The 13,879-nt window shown below is 64.7% G+C and carries 15 protein-coding genes; 2 read left to right on the forward strand and 13 right to left on the reverse strand.

The features are described 5' to 3' along the window. Nucleotides 1-92: 92 nt before the first annotated feature. The 3 genes from fliH to fliF are packed head-to-tail and all read right to left on the reverse strand — an operon-like array spanning nt 93 to nt 3,508. Nucleotides 93-836: a flagellar assembly protein FliH gene (gene fliH / locus AC1DSJ_RS08205; protein WP_054425909.1), complete on the reverse strand. Its 744-nt coding sequence runs from the start codon at nt 834-836 to the stop codon at nt 93-95. Beyond that, on the reverse strand, nt 829-1,839 hold the full coding sequence (gene fliG / locus AC1DSJ_RS08210) for a flagellar motor switch protein FliG (protein ID WP_054425907.1): 1,011 nt from the start codon (nt 1,837-1,839) through the stop codon (nt 829-831). Before fliG ends, fliH begins: the two co-directional genes overlap by 8 nt. Beyond that, nucleotides 1,829-3,508: a flagellar basal-body MS-ring/collar protein FliF gene (gene fliF / locus AC1DSJ_RS08215; RefSeq protein WP_054425905.1), complete on the reverse strand. Its 1,680-nt coding sequence runs from the start codon at nt 3,506-3,508 to the stop codon at nt 1,829-1,831. Before fliF ends, fliG begins: the two co-directional genes overlap by 11 nt. A gap of 330 nt (nt 3,509-3,838) precedes the next feature. Here fliF and fliE point away from each other — a divergent pair, with 330 nt between their 5' ends. After that, entirely contained in the window at nt 3,839-4,171 is a 333-nt protein-coding gene (gene fliE, locus AC1DSJ_RS08220; RefSeq protein ID WP_054425903.1) for a flagellar hook-basal body complex protein FliE, read from the forward strand. Nucleotides 4,172-4,240: 69 nt separating this feature from the next. On the opposite strand, the gene AC1DSJ_RS08225 is transcribed toward fliE, so the two are convergent. The 7 genes from AC1DSJ_RS08225 to AC1DSJ_RS08255 form a co-directional block, all read right to left on the reverse strand. Next, nucleotides 4,241-5,044, reverse strand: coding sequence for a flagellar brake protein (locus AC1DSJ_RS08225; RefSeq protein WP_054425901.1), 804 nt, complete (start codon nt 5,042-5,044; stop codon nt 4,241-4,243). 24 nt (nt 5,045-5,068) lie between these two features. Then, the gene (locus AC1DSJ_RS08230) at nt 5,069-5,410 is read right to left on the reverse strand and encodes an EscU/YscU/HrcU family type III secretion system export apparatus switch protein (RefSeq protein ID WP_054425899.1); all 342 of its coding nucleotides are present in this window, start codon (nt 5,408-5,410) and stop codon (nt 5,069-5,071) included. Beyond that, nucleotides 5,410-6,774: a flagellar hook-length control protein FliK gene (fliK, locus tag AC1DSJ_RS08235; RefSeq protein WP_441371262.1), complete on the reverse strand. Its 1,365-nt coding sequence runs from the start codon at nt 6,772-6,774 to the stop codon at nt 5,410-5,412. The genes AC1DSJ_RS08230 and fliK overlap by 1 nt, the downstream gene beginning before the upstream one ends. Next, complete coding sequence (locus AC1DSJ_RS08240) at nt 6,771-7,124, reverse strand: flagellar protein FliT (RefSeq protein ID WP_441371263.1); 354 nt, start codon at nt 7,122-7,124, stop codon at nt 6,771-6,773. The genes fliK and AC1DSJ_RS08240 overlap by 4 nt, the downstream gene beginning before the upstream one ends. A 49-nt stretch (nt 7,125-7,173) precedes the next feature. After that, entirely contained in the window at nt 7,174-7,602 is a 429-nt protein-coding gene (gene fliS, locus AC1DSJ_RS08245; protein ID WP_054425895.1) for a flagellar export chaperone FliS, read from the reverse strand. Nucleotides 7,603-7,620: 18 nt separating this feature from the next. Next, on the reverse strand, nt 7,621-9,003 hold the full coding sequence (gene fliD, locus AC1DSJ_RS08250) for a flagellar filament capping protein FliD (RefSeq protein ID WP_476760295.1): 1,383 nt from the start codon (nt 9,001-9,003) through the stop codon (nt 7,621-7,623). Between the two features lie 144 nt (nt 9,004-9,147). Then, nucleotides 9,148-9,525, reverse strand: coding sequence for a flagellar protein FlaG (locus AC1DSJ_RS08255; protein WP_441371264.1), 378 nt, complete (start codon nt 9,523-9,525; stop codon nt 9,148-9,150). A 142-nt stretch (nt 9,526-9,667) separates the two neighbouring features. Here AC1DSJ_RS08255 and AC1DSJ_RS08260 point away from each other — a divergent pair, with 142 nt between their 5' ends. Continuing rightward, nucleotides 9,668-10,405 carry an IclR family transcriptional regulator gene (locus AC1DSJ_RS08260; protein ID WP_054425889.1) on the forward strand — a complete coding sequence of 246 codons (738 nt, stop codon included), beginning with the start codon at nt 9,668-9,670 and terminating at the stop codon, nt 10,403-10,405. Between the two features lie 54 nt (nt 10,406-10,459). Here the strand turns inward: AC1DSJ_RS08260 and AC1DSJ_RS08265 are convergent, their stop codons facing one another. Genes AC1DSJ_RS08265 through AC1DSJ_RS08275 form a run of 3 tightly spaced genes read right to left on the reverse strand, consistent with a single transcriptional unit; the run spans nt 10,460 to nt 13,841 of the window. Next, nucleotides 10,460-11,626: an acyl-CoA dehydrogenase family protein gene (locus tag AC1DSJ_RS08265; RefSeq protein ID WP_054425887.1), complete on the reverse strand. Its 1,167-nt coding sequence runs from the start codon at nt 11,624-11,626 to the stop codon at nt 10,460-10,462. Next, nucleotides 11,626-12,873 carry a CaiB/BaiF CoA transferase family protein gene (locus AC1DSJ_RS08270; protein ID WP_054425885.1) on the reverse strand — a complete coding sequence of 416 codons (1,248 nt, stop codon included), beginning with the start codon at nt 12,871-12,873 and terminating at the stop codon, nt 11,626-11,628. The genes AC1DSJ_RS08265 and AC1DSJ_RS08270 overlap by 1 nt, the downstream gene beginning before the upstream one ends. Further along, nucleotides 12,870-13,841 carry a Bug family tripartite tricarboxylate transporter substrate binding protein gene (locus tag AC1DSJ_RS08275; RefSeq protein WP_054425884.1) on the reverse strand — a complete coding sequence of 324 codons (972 nt, stop codon included), beginning with the start codon at nt 13,839-13,841 and terminating at the stop codon, nt 12,870-12,872. The genes AC1DSJ_RS08270 and AC1DSJ_RS08275 overlap by 4 nt, the downstream gene beginning before the upstream one ends. Between the last annotated feature and the right edge of the window lie 38 nt (nt 13,842-13,879).

Below are 13,879 nucleotides of genomic sequence, written 5' to 3' on the forward strand. Positions count from 1 at the left end.
CAGTGCGAGCGCGGCGGCCGCCGGCGCGGATGCCGGTGCGGACGCCGCGGGCACAGCCGTCTGGCCGGGCTGAGCCGGAGCCGGATTGCCGTTCACGCCGGGTCCTCCCACGACACGTTGCGGCCCAAGGACGCCGCGACGCGGCGCCACCGGGTTTGCAGCGTGGCGTCGATATCGCCGAACGGCGTCTCGGCGCGGCAACCGCCGCGTGCAATGGACTCATCGGCCAGCACGCGCCAATGGCCTTCTTTCAATTCGTCGGCCAGGTGCAGGCGGATCAGCTCGATGTCTTCGGGGTTGGCCCACAAGCGCATCTGGCCGCCCGCGGACGGGTTGATGTGCAGCACGTCGCGCACGGCGGCGGCCACCGTCTCGGGTTGTTCCGACAGGGTGGTGCGCACGACCTGCTGCGCAATGTCCAGCGCCAGCGTCAGCAGGCTTTGGCCCATCTTTTCTTCCAGCGAGCCCAGCGATGTGGCGCAGGCTTGAACCAGCGCATGCAACCGCTGCGCTTCTGCCGCGCCTTGTTCGCGCGCCTGGGCCAGGCCCTCGGCGTAACCGGCTTCGCGGCCCGCGGCAAAACCCGCTTCGTGGCCGGTCTGCTGCCCGGCTTCGGCGCCGGCCGCATGGCCTTGCGCGTAGCCTTCCTCGCGCCCTTCGGCCATGGCCTGGGCGCGCAGTTGCGCCATCACCACCGCGGGGTCCGGGCCCGGATCGGGTTCCGGTTCGGGCTCGACTTCGACGGTCGCCGGCTCGTCGAACGACAGCATCTGCCAGCGCCGCCAGGCGGCGCTGCGCGAGATGAGCGTCGTCGCGCCGTTGTCCGCTTCAGACATACGCGTCGTCTCCGGAGTTGCCCAGCACGATCTGGCCGCTTTCGGCCAGGCGGCGGGCGATCTGCAGAATCTTCTTCTGTTCGGCTTCGACCTTCGACATGCGGATCGGGCCTTGCGCCTCCAGGTCCTCGCGCAGCATTTCGGCGGCGCGGCTGGACATGTTGCGCAGGAACTTCGCACGCAGCTCTTCCTGGGCGCCCTTGAGCGCAACCATGAGCGTGTCGTTGTCGATTTCCTTGAGGATGAGCTGGATGGCGCGGTCTTCGACGTCGAGCAGGTTGTCGAACACGAACATCTCGTCGATGATCTTCTGCGCCAGGTCGTTGTCGCGTTCGCGCAGGCTGGCCACAACGGTTTCCTCGTCCGAGGAATTCATCATGTTCAGGATCTCGGCCGCGGTACGCACGCCGCCCATCTTGCTGCGCTTGGCGCCCTGGCCAGCCAGCACGGAATTCAACACTTCGGTCAGTTCGGACAAGGCTGCCGGCTGCACGCCGCCGAAGGTGGCGATACGCAGCATGACGTCGTTGCGCAGGCGGTCGGTCAGCAGCGCCAGCACGCCGGCCGCGCGGTCGCGCTCCAGGTGCACCAGGATCGTTGCGATGATCTGCGGGTGTTCGTCGCCGATGAGCTCGGCCACGGTGTTGGGGTCCAGCCAGTTCAGCGCATCGATGCCGCTGCCGCTGTCGCCGGCTTCCAGAATGTCTTCGATCAGGCCGGCCGCGCGGTCGCTGCCCAGCGCCTTGGTCAGCACGCTGCGGATGTAGTCGTCCGAACCCAGCGTGACGGCCATGAACTGGTCGGCTTCCTGGCGGAACTCTTCCAGCACCACGGCCACGTCGTTGCGGGTGACCTGCTTCAAGCTGGCCATGGCCCCGCCGACCTGCTGCACTTCACGGGCGCTGAGGTATTTGAAGACCTCGGCCGCGGCGTCTTCGCCCAGCGACATCATCAGGACGGCGCTGCGCGTCATGCCGTCCATCGGAGTGGAATCATTTGTCATCTTTGCTCATCCAGGTGCGCAGAACCATCGCGACGGCGCGCGGATCTTTATTAGCCATCGTGCGGGCACGTTCCAGGTTGTCTTCGTAGCGGTTCGTTTCCTTGGCGCGGGCGGCGTCTTGTGCTTCACGGGCAGCTTCAACGCGCTCGGCTTCAGCCACTTCCGGATCAACCACCGGGTACAGGTACTCGGTGACCGAACGGCGGACCTTGCGGTACAGCCACAGCGCAATCACCAGACCCACCAGCCAAGCCAGAATCGTCTTGAACAGGGCGATCATTTCCGGATCACGCCACATCGGCACCGGCGGCGGGCCATCGTTGAACTGGCTGTTGACCAGGTTCAGCGAGTCGCCACGCGTTTCCGAATAGCCCATGGCTTCGCGCACCAGATTGGTCAGCTTGCTCAGTTCTTCGGGCGGCAGGGCTTGCGGCTCGCCGTCCTTGTCGCGGATGTAATTCACCACCACGGCCACCGACAGGCGCTTCAGGTTGCCCACCGGCTGCTTGATGTGGCTGATCGTGCGGTCCACTTCGTAGTTCGTCGTGGCGTCGCGGCGTTCGTTCAGGCTGCCACCGGCGTTTTGGGTGCCGGTCTGCTGCTGTTGTTGCTGTTGCTGCTGGGCATTGGCCGGCTGCTGCGGCTGGCCCGGACGGGGCGGCTGCTGCGCGGGCGGGTTGGCCAGCGGCGCTTGCGCATTCGGAGGCGCCTGGTTCGACAGCGCGCCCGGCACGCCTTGAGCGGGGTTGATGCCGCGCTGAGTGGAGTCGCTGGTTTGCTGGCTGCGCACCGCGGACTGGCCAGGTTCCTGGTTCGGACGATAGACCTCGGACGTTTCTTCGCGGCGGGCGAAGTCCATGTCGGCGCTGGCTTGGGCGTGGACGTTGCCCGGGCCAACCAGCGGATTCAAGATCGTCAGGATGCGTTCAACGGTGCGCTGTTCCATCTCGCGCACGTAGCGCATCTGGTCAGCATCCATGCCGCGGCCTTCGCCAGCCGGCGCCGACAGCAGGCGGCCGTTCTGGTCAACGATCGACACGCTTTCGGCGGTCAGTTCGGGCACGCTGGAGGCCACCAGCCAGGAAATCGCAGACACCTGGGAGTCGCTCAGGCTGCGGCCGGGGTACACGTTCAGCAGCACCGACGCGGTGGGCGCCTGGCGTTCACGCACGAACAGCGACTGGCGCGGCATGGCCAAGTGGACGCGGGCGTGTTGCACCGTGTGCATGGCTTCGATCGAACGCGCCAGCTCGCCTTCCAGGCCGCGCTGATAGTTGATCTGTTCCGCGAACTGGCTGGCGCCGAAGCGGGCGTTGTCCATCAGCTCGAAGCCGACCGAACCGCCGCGCGGCAACCCTTGCGAAGCCAGTTGCAGCCGGGCGTCATAGACGCGGTCGGCCGGAACGAGCAGCGCGGTGCCGGTTTCGTTGTAGCGGTAGGGGACGTTCATTGTGCCCAGGGCCGTCACGATGGCGCCGCCATCGCGGTCGTCCAGGTTCGAGAACAGCACCTTGTACTTGGGTTCGCTGCTCCACATTACCGCCGCGGCGATCAGCGCAACGATGGCAGCGGCCGCGCCCAGCAAAATGGGCTTGGGCAGTGCGCGAACCTTTTCCAGCACGGGGAACTTCGCGAGCAGCGACGAGCTCAGAGTGGCTTGCTGATTCATCGACGGCTCCCGCTGGCTACGCGGAGCAGGGAAAATGACTTCATGTCTTGGTGGGGCAGATTACACATGCAACGTGCTTCTGGTCTGGGGAGAGCCTGGATTATTGCCGTTGGTACGACAATCCCAATCGATGAAAACAGCGGGTTTTTGGCGTTACTTATCTTCTATGTCGACACCAAAGCGGGCTTGGCCGCCATGCTGTTCTGCAGGGGCGGCGGCATTCGTGGAAATGTCGGGGTTTTTGGCGGTTTTTATCGGCTATGGACTTGCGCGAACGGCGTTACGCTTTGCGCAACATTGGCGTCATGCCCCACCAGCAAGGAATCAGTAATGGCTGTATCAGGCTTGTCCGGCATCGAAAGCATGCTCCAGCAGATGCGCACCGTCGTGAGCAAGGCGGAAACCGGCAATCTCGCCGCAGGAGAAATGGTCGGCCAGCCCGACGGTTTCGCCGCCGAGTTGCAGCGCTCGATCCGCCGCGTGACGTCGGCACAGAACGCGTCGTCGGCGCAGGCTCGCGCCTTTGAAATGGGCGCTCCCGACATTTCGTTGAACGATGTCATCATCGACATGCAGAAAGCCAGCCTTGGCTTTCAGACGGCGGTGCAGGTGCGCAACAAGCTGGTTGCGGCCTACAAGGAAATCTCGTCGATGGCCGTTTAAGGCATCGATCCTGGTCCGCTACGCGGGCCATTGAAAAAGGGCCTTTCCAGTGGAAAGGCCCTTTGCACATCAATCGCGCTGCGCGCCTTTTTCCAGGCGCCACACCACTTTCTGCAGCCAGTTTTCCTGGCGCGCATCCAGATTCAGAAACACGGCGCCCATGTGGCTCATCGGCGGTTCGCCGGTCAGCGATACGTGCTTGGGCGCCGGTTCGTCCGGGCTGTCAGGCTGGATCATCGGCTGGCCTGAAATCGGATAGACATTGCGCACTTCAAGGTTGGCGTTGAATTTGCCCAGGTCGCCGAAATCCAGCTGCACGTCTTCCATCACCGTGCCGCGTTCCGGCAGGGTGGGCACCGCAAGCTCCACGCGCAGGCCCACACCGTCGACAGAGATGTCGCGCACGGTGAAGCGGTAGGGTTTTTGCTTGGGGTCCGGTTGCCAGGATGCCTGGCACAGGCCGCCGCCGGTCGCCAGCGAGGCGCGGAACATCTTGCGGCGCTGGATGCGGGCCAGGCGGTCGGGGAAGGGCGACATGAGCGCCGCGCTGCCGTCATCGAAATGAATGACTTCCGGGCGCTGCACGCGAAAGCGGATCTGCACGCCGCCGTAGGCGGTGGCATGGAAGTGGAACGTGGTGCCGCTTAGCAACCCCATGTTGTCCGACTGTTCGAAGTCGGCGCCGGCATAGTCGCGCGGGCGCCAGAAGAATTGGCGGGTCTGCTTGTCCGCACCCAGCACCAGCACGGCCATTTCGCGGTCGGCGGCGTCGCGTACGAGGATGTGACTGTCGGGGTGCGTCAGTTCAAACAGGGCTGAGCGCATGTCTTCCGGCCGGGTCAGCAGGAATTCCGGGTCGCTGGCATCCAACACGATGGTGGTCCTTAGAGAGTGAGATCAGGCAGGTGGCGGCGCGTCGGGAAGCTCGCGCGATTCCAGGCGATACAGCCAGGCCAGCAATTCTGCCACTGCTACGTACAGTTGGGGGGGAATATGTGCATCCAGGTCGACTTGCATGAGCAAGCCCACCAATTCGCGGGATTCGTGCACATAAAGGCCATTTTCTTCGGCGGCGCGGACGATGGTGTCCGCCAGCTGGCCGTAACCCTTGGCGACCACGCGCGGCGCGCCGTCCTTGTCGTCATAGGAAATGGCGACCGCGGCGTTGCGGTTGGCGTTGGGATTCGCGTTGGGGTTCACGTCCAGGCCGTCGTCCGGGGAGGGGCTGCGGGTGCTCATCAGAAATCGGCCGGGATGACGGGGCGCGGGTCGGTCACGCTGACCGCCAGATTGCTCAAGGTCAGGCCGGCCGCCAAGAGGCGCGAGCGCAACTGATCTGACGCATCATTGATTTCACCGGCGGCAAGCGGCGCAACCAATTGCAGCACGATCTGATCGCCCGCCAGGTTCAGCCGGGCGTCGACCAGACCCAGGCGGGGCAGGTCCAGCTTCAGGCGCGTGGCCCAGGTGGGCGTGGCGGAATCGGGGTCGCCGCCATAAGGGTCGCGTTCCACTTCCCATTCCATCGGCGTGCCGGGCCAGGCTTCGCCTTGCCAGGTCAGGGACTGGTTGGCCAGGACATCGAGTTGCTGGCGCACCAGAACGGTCAAGTCCTGGTGAATGCCGGAAACCGGGCCGCCTGGAGCCGACGTGGCAGAGGAACCCGTGCCGGACGGCGCATCGGCGCCGCCACCCGCGCGCCCGGCGGTAGCGGAATCCGCCCGGCCACGCGGCGCTGCCGTATTTTGGGCTGCGGCATCCTTGGTCAGCTTGGCTTGCGGCTCGTTCTGCAGCGACGACGGGTTGGTTCGGCCAAACACCATGTCTGTCAGATGCGATTCATAAAACAGGCCGCTCGTTTGCAGGGCTTGGCGTAGCGCCTGGCCCAGCAGCCGGGCGGACGGTCCGCTGGCTGCCAGCGAGGCATGCGTCGTGGCATCGGCGCCGCGCGCAGCGTCGGTGGGAGCGCCGGGTTGGCCAGCCTTGGCCGTCGCCGCTGCAGTCGTGGTTGCGGCAGCCGTCGCTGCGGCAGCCGTCGCTGCGGCAGCCGTCGCTGCGGCAGCAGCAGCTGTGGTGGCCGCGCCCGTCATCGGCGCGGCGGCCTGCGCTGCCGTCGTGTTCGCGGGCGGCTGGCCGGCGGTAGTGGCCTGGCCAGGCTGGCCTGGCTGTTCCGCCGTCTGGCCCGGCGCGCCATTGGCGTTCCAAAGCGGTGCGCGCCCCTGGACTGCAGGCGCAGCTTCCGGGTACTGGGCTAGCAGCGCGAGAATCGTGCGGGCGGTTGTGCCGAGCGTTGTCGGGGCAGAGGCCGTAGTGTCGCTGCTGGTGACGAGGCCACGCGCCGCGAGCGCCAGCGCGGCAGCGGTCTTCGCGTCGACAACAGTATTCTGGCGGTCGCCTCGGGCGCCGCCAGTTTGAATGCCTTGCCTAGGGTCGCGGGCGGAGCCGTCCGCGGAACCCGGCTTTTCAAGGTTGCCGGGCTGGCTGACGGCGTCTGGCCGTGCCCCTGAGACCTGGTTGGCGTTGGCGGCGGACATCGTCGTGCCAAGCACGGCGTCCAACCGCTGCACCAGGACGTTACCGAGTGCGGCGGGACCTACGCTCATTCTTCAGGCGCTCGGTTGCCGTAGGCGGACAGCAGGGTCTGCTGGCGCTTCATGCGGCCCAGCAGTTCGCCAAGCCGAGCCAATTGGGGCAGAGCCAGGTCCCGTGTCAACGCATCGTTTTCGAGAATGCGGACGAGCAGGTCGTACTTCATGGCGCGCGCGGCGTCATCCAGGGGATGGGTGCGTTCGGTGACGCGAAGGCGCTCGACCTGTTCGCAGTATTGTTGCCCGTGGACCATCGCGGCATCCCAGTCGCCCGCCTGGGCGGCCGCGAGCATGTCGCTCGTGATGAGAGCAATCTCCTGATAGCGTTCCAGGATGGGGGTGGTGGGCTGGGTAAGGGACGTCATGGAAATCTCGGGCGTTTGCTGGCGGGCTGGGATGGTTTGCGCCGTGCCATCAAGGCTGCATACCGCCGGCAGGGCGGTCAATGGATGTCTGCCAAGCGTCGGCCAAGTCCGCCAACAGGCGATCGGCAATTTCAAGCTGCTCGGCGTCCGCCTTAAGATTTGCCATCAAAAGCGTACGGACAATGTAGTCGTAGAGGCGAGCAAGGTTTGCGGCAATTTCCCCGCCCGCCTCCATGTTCAGTCCGGTCTTCAGGCCTTCGTCGACGATCTTGATCGCCTTCGAGATGGCCGCGCCGCGCTCTGTGATCCGCTCTTCCTGCAAATGGATACGTGCCTGTCCGATGGCCGCGCGGGCACCGAGATACAACAGAGAGATCAGCCGTTCCGGGCTGGCGCCCAGGATCTGCGTTTCCAGGCCGATATCGGCGTAGGACCGGACAGAATGCGAGCCAGTGGGGCGGCGGGCGGCGTAAGTCATTAATGCATCTTCTAAAAATTACGTTGATTTGGCCAGGGCCGCGAATTGCTGGGTGAGGTAGTTGGCCGTCACCGTTTGTTGTGCCACGAACTTGTCCAGCGCAACAAACTGCGCGCGCATGATGTCCATTTGGGCGGTGCTGGAGCTGGTCGCGCGGGCCAGCTGTTCCTTCACATCTTCGATCGACTTGGCCAGGCCGTCTTTGCTGGCCTTGATTGAGCCGTTGTCGCCCAGCACGTTGCCGGTGGCGACGGCGAACTTCGAGGCCAGACCATCCGTCGAGGTCAGCAGACGCTTGACGTCGGCGGGGTTGCCGGTCAGCGCCTTGTCCAGCTTGGTTTGGTCCAGCTTCAGCAGGCCCGTCTTAGGGTCCGTCGAAATGCCCAGGTCGGCGATGGAGCGCACGGTATCGCCGCCCGTGAACACCTGCAATGCATTCGACATCGACGACTGGATGCCGCGCGTGGTGTTGTCGCCGGTCAAGGCCTGGTTGGTCTCGGCGGTGATGTCGAAAGCGGTCAGCTTCGTGATCGTGCTTTGCAGCGCGTTGTAGGCCGTGACGAAGYCCTGCACGGCCTTGCTGGCCACCGCGGTATCGCTGGTCAGCTTCAACGTCACGGATTTGCCAATTTCAGTCTTGGCCGTGAGGTTCAGGGTGATGCCGTCAATTGCGGTCGAAATGTTGTTGCTGCCGCTCTTGACCGTGATGCCGTTGATCTCGATTTCGGCATCGGCCGCCGCCGTTTGCTGCGTGAGCTTGGCGCTGGTGTCGGCTGGATCGGTGTTGTAGTTCAGGATGTCCTTGAGCTCGGGCGTACCCGTCACCGTGATGGACTTCACCGCGGCTTGTTCGCCCGTGTTTCTGGCGCTCAGCATCAGGTAGCTTGCACCGTTACCGTCGGTGATGATGGTGGCGCGCACGCCAGCTTCGTCATCCGCGTTGATGGCTTTTGCAATGCCATTGAGCGACGTGTCATCCAGCGTGATCGTGCGCTTGTCGCCGTTGGCCAGCTCGATTTCAAACGAGCCGGAGGCGCCGTGGGAGGTCTTGCGGTCGGCGACCACACCCGATTGCAGCGTCTGGGCGGCAGCCAGGTTTTTCACATTGATGCTGTACTCGCCCACGGTCGCACCATCGGTACCCACGGTGGCGCTCAGGCCGTCGCCCACTACGCTCGCCTTCACGGCATCAAGCGTGGTCGTCTTGCCCAGCGTCTCGGCAGCCTTTTGCAGCGCTTCGACGGCGCTTTGCACTTGGCCGAATGCGCTGACGCGGGCCTCGTAGCTGGCCTGGCGGGTGGAGTAAATGCTCAGCCGTTTATCCTCAGCCGCTTGCAGCTTCGTGAGGATCTCTTCCAGGGGCAAACCGGAGGTCGAACCGAGGTTAGTGATGGTGGCCATGTGAAATTCCTTCCTAGCGATGCGATTCTGTCAAAAATACGGTGCCGGCGATTGGCCGGGTAAGGGCATAAGGCGGGCCTAATTCGGCGCTTCCCTCACGGATTGGCGCCAAAACAGGCGATAAACGCCGTTTTAAGGGTCGTATCAGGCTGTTGTTTTGATGCCGTTGCCTTGCATGTTTACGATCATTTTGGCGATTTTCAGCACCGTTTCGCTGGGGATGGTGCGAATAACGTCACCTGATTCAGCGTCCACGACCGAAACCACGACTTGGTGCACGTTGGGGTCAATCTCGAACTGAAGTTGCGTGGACCAGGCTTTCATCTGGTCGTTGATTTCATCCAGCGCCTTGTCCAAAGGCAGCTTCTGCGAGTCTGATTGTTCCGACGTGGCGCTGTCGGAGGCGCCGCTATTGGTCGCAGCGACGGTCGGCGTCACGCTCACGGCCGGATCGGCCACGACGGGTGCCGGCGTGATCGCGGGGGGTGCGAACGTAGCGGGGGCTAAGGGGGTTACGGCCATGATCACTCCAGCGGCGATGTGGGCGTCTCGGAGGAACGCGCTGTTTTCAGGGAATTCTCAGCTACCATAACGGCATATCCGCAGGGAACTTTAGCCCCCGGCGAGCCAGATGTTTCACGTGCTAAATAGTTCGGATCGGGCAATGAGTGTCAAGACGGCGCTGCGAGTCATCGAAATCATCGAAACCTTTGCCCGCGAAAAACGCGCGCTGCCCTTGTCGGAATTGGCCCGTCTTCTGGATGTCCCCGTCTCCAGCTGCCTGGCCCTGATCCGCACCCTGACCAGCCTGGGCTATCTGTATGAAACCGGCCGGCGCCAGGGCTACTACCCCACGGGCCGCCTCTTGGCCATGGCCCAGCGCATTGCTCGCTCAGATCCCGTTCTGGATCGCGTTTATCCCAGCCTGCTTGAATTAAGGGACGCTACCCGCGAAACGATTGTTTTCGCCAAGCTGACCCAGGACGGCCGCGTGGTCTATCTGGATGTGCTGGATTCACCTCATACCATCCGATACGCGCCCGTTGCCGGCGAGTTCAAAGACGTACACGCCAATTCGCTGGGCAAGGCGCTGATGTCGCTGATGGATGACGCCGCCCGCGGCGCGATGATGGCTGGTATGACGATGACCCGCTACAACGAGCGCACGCTTGTCACGCCGCAGGCGTTGCAGGACGATCTTCTGCGGTCACGCCAACGGGGCTGGTTCATGAATAGCGGGGAATCCATCGCCGATGTGGGCGCCATCGCCTGGCCCGTCACCTTGTCGGGCGAACACTATGCGATTTCCGTGGGCGGCCCGATCTACCGGATCGAGCCGCAGCAGGAAGCCTATGCGCGCATCCTGCGGGCGGCGTGTACCGCCCTGGAACAGCAGGCCTGAACGGCTGCCGGTCTTTCGGGCGGTTGGGCGCGAGCCTGGTCCGCGACCTGCGCCTTAGTACGACTTCGGCAGCCCCAGCACTTTTTCCGCGATGAAGCACATGATCAGCTGCGGGCTGACCGGGGCGATGCGGGGGATGAAGCTCTCGCGCAGCAGCCGTTCCACGTGGTATTCCTTGGCGTAGCCCATGCCGCCCAGCGTCATCACCGCCGTCTGGCAGGCGTTGTAGCCGGCTTCGGCCGCCAGGTACTTGGCCGTGTTGGCGTAGGGGCCGCAGGGCTGGCCGGCGTCATACATGCTGGCCGCCTTGAACACCATCAGATCCGCCGCTTCCAACTGCATCCAGGCCTGCGCCAGCGGGTGCTGGATGCCCTGGTTCTGGCCGATGGGGCGGCCGAACACGGTGCGTTCGCCGGCATACTTCACCGCCCGGTCCAGCGCGGCGCGGCCGATGCCCACGGCTTCCGCCGCGATCAGGATGCGTTCGGGGTTCAGGCCATGCAGGATGTATTCAAAACCGCGGCCTTCTTCGCCGATGCGATCGGCCACCGGAATGCGTAGCCCATCGATGAACAGCATGTTCGAGTCCACGGCTTTGCGGCCCATTTTCTCGATTTCCCGCACTTCGATCTTTTCGCGGTCCAGGTCTGTGTAGAACAGCGACAGGCCTTGCGTGGGTTTATCCACCTCGGACAGCGGGGTGGTGCGCGCCAGCAGCAGCATCTTGTTGGCGACTTGCGCCGTCGAGATCCAGATTTTGCGGCCATGCACCACGTACTCATCGCCCTGGCGCACCGCGCGCGTTGACAGCTTGGTGGTGTCCAGGCCGGCATCGGGTTCGGTGACGGCGAAGCAGGCCTTTTCGCGGCCGGCGATCAGCGGTTCGAGCCAGCGCGCGCGCTGCTCATCGCTGCCGAACACCACGACGGGGTTCAGCCCGAAGATGTTCATGTGTACGGCGGATGCGCCGGTAAAGCCCGCGCCGGACGCCGCGATGGTCTGCATCATCAGCGCCGCCTCGGTCATGCCCAGCCCGGCGCCGCCGTATTCCTGCGGCATGGCGATGCCCAGCCAGCCGTCGCGCGCCAGATCAGCGTGCAGCGGTTCGGGGAAGCCGCCTTCGCGGTCGCGTTCCAGCCAGTATTCGTCGGGATAACGGTCACAGATGCGCGAAACGGCGTCGCGCAGCGCCAATTGGTCAGGGGTAAAGGCGAAGTCCATCAGTCGTTTCCATCTTGGGTAATGCCACGGGCGAACAGGGTGTCGATCCGGGCGTCGTCGTAACCGGCTTGGGCCAATATTTCGCGGCTGTGCTGGCCCAGCGTCGGGGCGGGCCGGCGTATCGATGTCGGCGTGCCTTGGAACTGGCCCAGCGGCGCGGTCGTGCGTATCCGGCCTTCGGTGGGGTGATCCATTTCTCGGATGAAGCCGGTGGCGGTCAGGTGCTCGTCTTCCAGCAGGTCGTCCACCGTGTAGAGCTGCGAGGCGGGGATGTCGGCTTGCGTCAGCGCGTCCAGCCATTCCTGGCTGGGGCGCGTGCGGATCACGTCCGCCACAAACGCATAGACCTCGCTGATATGCACCGCGCGGGCGCCATGCGTGCAAAAGCGCGGGTCCTGCGCCAGTTCGGGCTGGCCGATCAGGTTGAAGAAGTTTCGCCAGTGCTTGTCGTTGTAGATCAGCAGGCAGATATAGCCGTCTGCGGTGGCATACGGGCGGCGGTGCGGGGCCAGCAGCCGCGCGTAACCCGTCGGCCCCATCGGCGGGTCGAACGTGGCCCCGCCCAGGTGGTCGCCCAGCACCAGATGGGCCATGCCTTCGAACATGGGAATTTCCACCTGCTGGCCGTGGCCCGTGGTCTTGGCGTGCAGCACCGCCGACACCAGCGCGATGCCCACGTGCAGGCCCACGGCGCGGTCCGCCAACGTCAGGGGCGCGTAGCGCGGCACATCGCCGCTTTGCTGGGCAGACAGCGCGGCGATGCCGGTCTGGCCCTGGATCAGGTCATCGTAGGCAGGCCGCCCGGCGTAGGGGCCGGCCTCGCCAAAGCCATAGGCGCCTAGATAGACGATGCGCGGATTGCGCGCGGCCACTGCTTCGTACGACAGCCCCAGCCGGGCCATCGCTTGCGGCCGGATGTTGTAGAGCAGGGCGTCGCAGCTTTCGGCCAGTTGCAGGCAGGCTTCGCGGCCTTCAGGCGTTTTCAGGTCCAGCACAATCGACCGCTTGTTGCGGTTCAAGTGCAGATACAAGTGGCCCATGCCCGGATTGCGCATGGGGCCCACGGCCCGCATGTTGTCGCCCGCGGGCGACTCGACCTTGATCACGTCGGCCCCCAGGTCCGCCAGGATCTGCGTGGCGTACGGCCCCATCACCACCGAACTCAGGTCCAGGATGCGCACGCCCGACAGCGGGCCGGCGGCAGGGGGCGTGTTGTGGCGGGCCTGGTCAGGCGTGGCTGCTGTCATTGCTGTTCGATTCCTGCATCTTTGATCAGCTTGCCCCACAGGTCGCGCTGTTCGCTGACGAACTGCGCAAAGGCCTCGGGCGTGCTGGAAAAGGCGTCGAAGCCCAGGCCGGCCAGGCGCTTCTTCACCTCGGGTTTGGCCACCACCTGATTGATGGCGGCATTCAATTTGGCCACCACTTCCGGCGGCAGCCCGGCCGGGCCGAAGTAGCCGTTCCAGGAGTTCAGGTCAAAGTCCTTCACGCCCGCTTCGGCCATGGAGGGCAGGTCGGGCACGATGGCGCTGCGTTCGGCGGTGGATACGGCCAGGGCGCGCAACTGGCCCGATTGCACGAAGGGCAGCCCCGAGGCCAGGTCCGTGAACATGAAGTCGACTTGTCCGCCGACCACATCGGTCAGCCCCTGCGGGGTGCCCTTGTAAGGCACGTGCAGGATGTCGATCTTGGCGCGGTCGGCCAGCGTGGCGCCCGCAACGATGCCGGTGCTGTTGCCGCTGGCGTAGGTGATGCGGCCGGGGTTCTTCTTCGCGTCGGCCACCAGCTCGCCCACGTTCTTCCATGGGCGCTTCGGATTCACAACCAGGATGAAGGGCAGGTTGCCGCCCCGGGCGATCGGGGTGAAGTCCTTGACCGGGTCATAAGGCACGTTCTTCATCAGCCAGGGCGCGGCCGAGTGCGAGGTGTTGGTGGTGACGAACAAGGTGTAGCCGTCGGGCTTGGCGCGGGCGACGTAGGCGGCGGCGATGGTGGCGTTGGCGCCGGGCTTGTTCTCGACGACGATCGTTTGGCCCAGGATGGCCGACAGTTCCTGTCCAAAGATTCGGCCAACGGCATCGGTGCCGGAGCCGGCCGGGAAGGGCACGACCAGCGTGATCGGTTTGTTGGGATAGTCGGCGGCGTGGGCGGCGGGGGCGGCCATCAAGGCCGCGCCGCTGACGAGCGCGGCGGCGAGCAGGCGATACGTGTGCATGGGGTTGTCTCCAGTTTTTTATAAGGGGTCAGGCGCGG

The sequence above is a fragment of the Achromobacter sp. 01N37 genome, from assembly GCF_056399725.1.

Bases quoted from the DNA above. Each gene is read 5' to 3' on its own strand.
- fliG (WP_054425907.1), bottom strand. From the start codon at position 1,839: ATGACAAATGATTCCACTCCGATGGACGGCATGACGCGCAGCGCCGTC.
- fliH (WP_054425909.1), bottom strand. From the start codon at position 836: ATGTCTGAAGCGGACAACGGCGCGACGACGCTCATCTCGCGCAGCGCC.
- AC1DSJ_RS08240 (WP_441371263.1), bottom strand. From the start codon at position 7,124: ATGACGTCCCTTACCCAGCCCACCACCCCCATCCTGGAACGCTATCAG.
- AC1DSJ_RS08275 (WP_054425884.1), bottom strand. From the start codon at position 13,841: ATGCACACGTATCGCCTGCTCGCCGCCGCGCTCGTCAGCGGCGCGGCC.
- fliE (WP_054425903.1), top strand. From the start codon at position 3,839: ATGGCTGTATCAGGCTTGTCCGGCATCGAAAGCATGCTCCAGCAGATG.
- AC1DSJ_RS08270 (WP_054425885.1), bottom strand. From the start codon at position 12,873: ATGACAGCAGCCACGCCTGACCAGGCCCGCCACAACACGCCCCCTGCC.
- AC1DSJ_RS08230 (WP_054425899.1), bottom strand. From the start codon at position 5,410: ATGAGCACCCGCAGCCCCTCCCCGGACGACGGCCTGGACGTGAACCCC.
- AC1DSJ_RS08265 (WP_054425887.1), bottom strand. From the start codon at position 11,626: ATGGACTTCGCCTTTACCCCTGACCAATTGGCGCTGCGCGACGCCGTT.
- fliK (WP_441371262.1), bottom strand. From the start codon at position 6,774: ATGAGCGTAGGTCCCGCCGCACTCGGTAACGTCCTGGTGCAGCGGTTG.
- AC1DSJ_RS08260 (WP_054425889.1), top strand. From the start codon at position 9,668: ATGAGTGTCAAGACGGCGCTGCGAGTCATCGAAATCATCGAAACCTTT.
- AC1DSJ_RS08255 (WP_441371264.1), bottom strand. From the start codon at position 9,525: ATGGCCGTAACCCCCTTAGCCCCCGCTACGTTCGCACCCCCCGCGATC.
- fliS (WP_054425895.1), bottom strand. From the start codon at position 7,602: ATGACTTACGCCGCCCGCCGCCCCACTGGCTCGCATTCTGTCCGGTCC.
- fliF (WP_054425905.1), bottom strand. From the start codon at position 3,508: ATGAATCAGCAAGCCACTCTGAGCTCGTCGCTGCTCGCGAAGTTCCCC.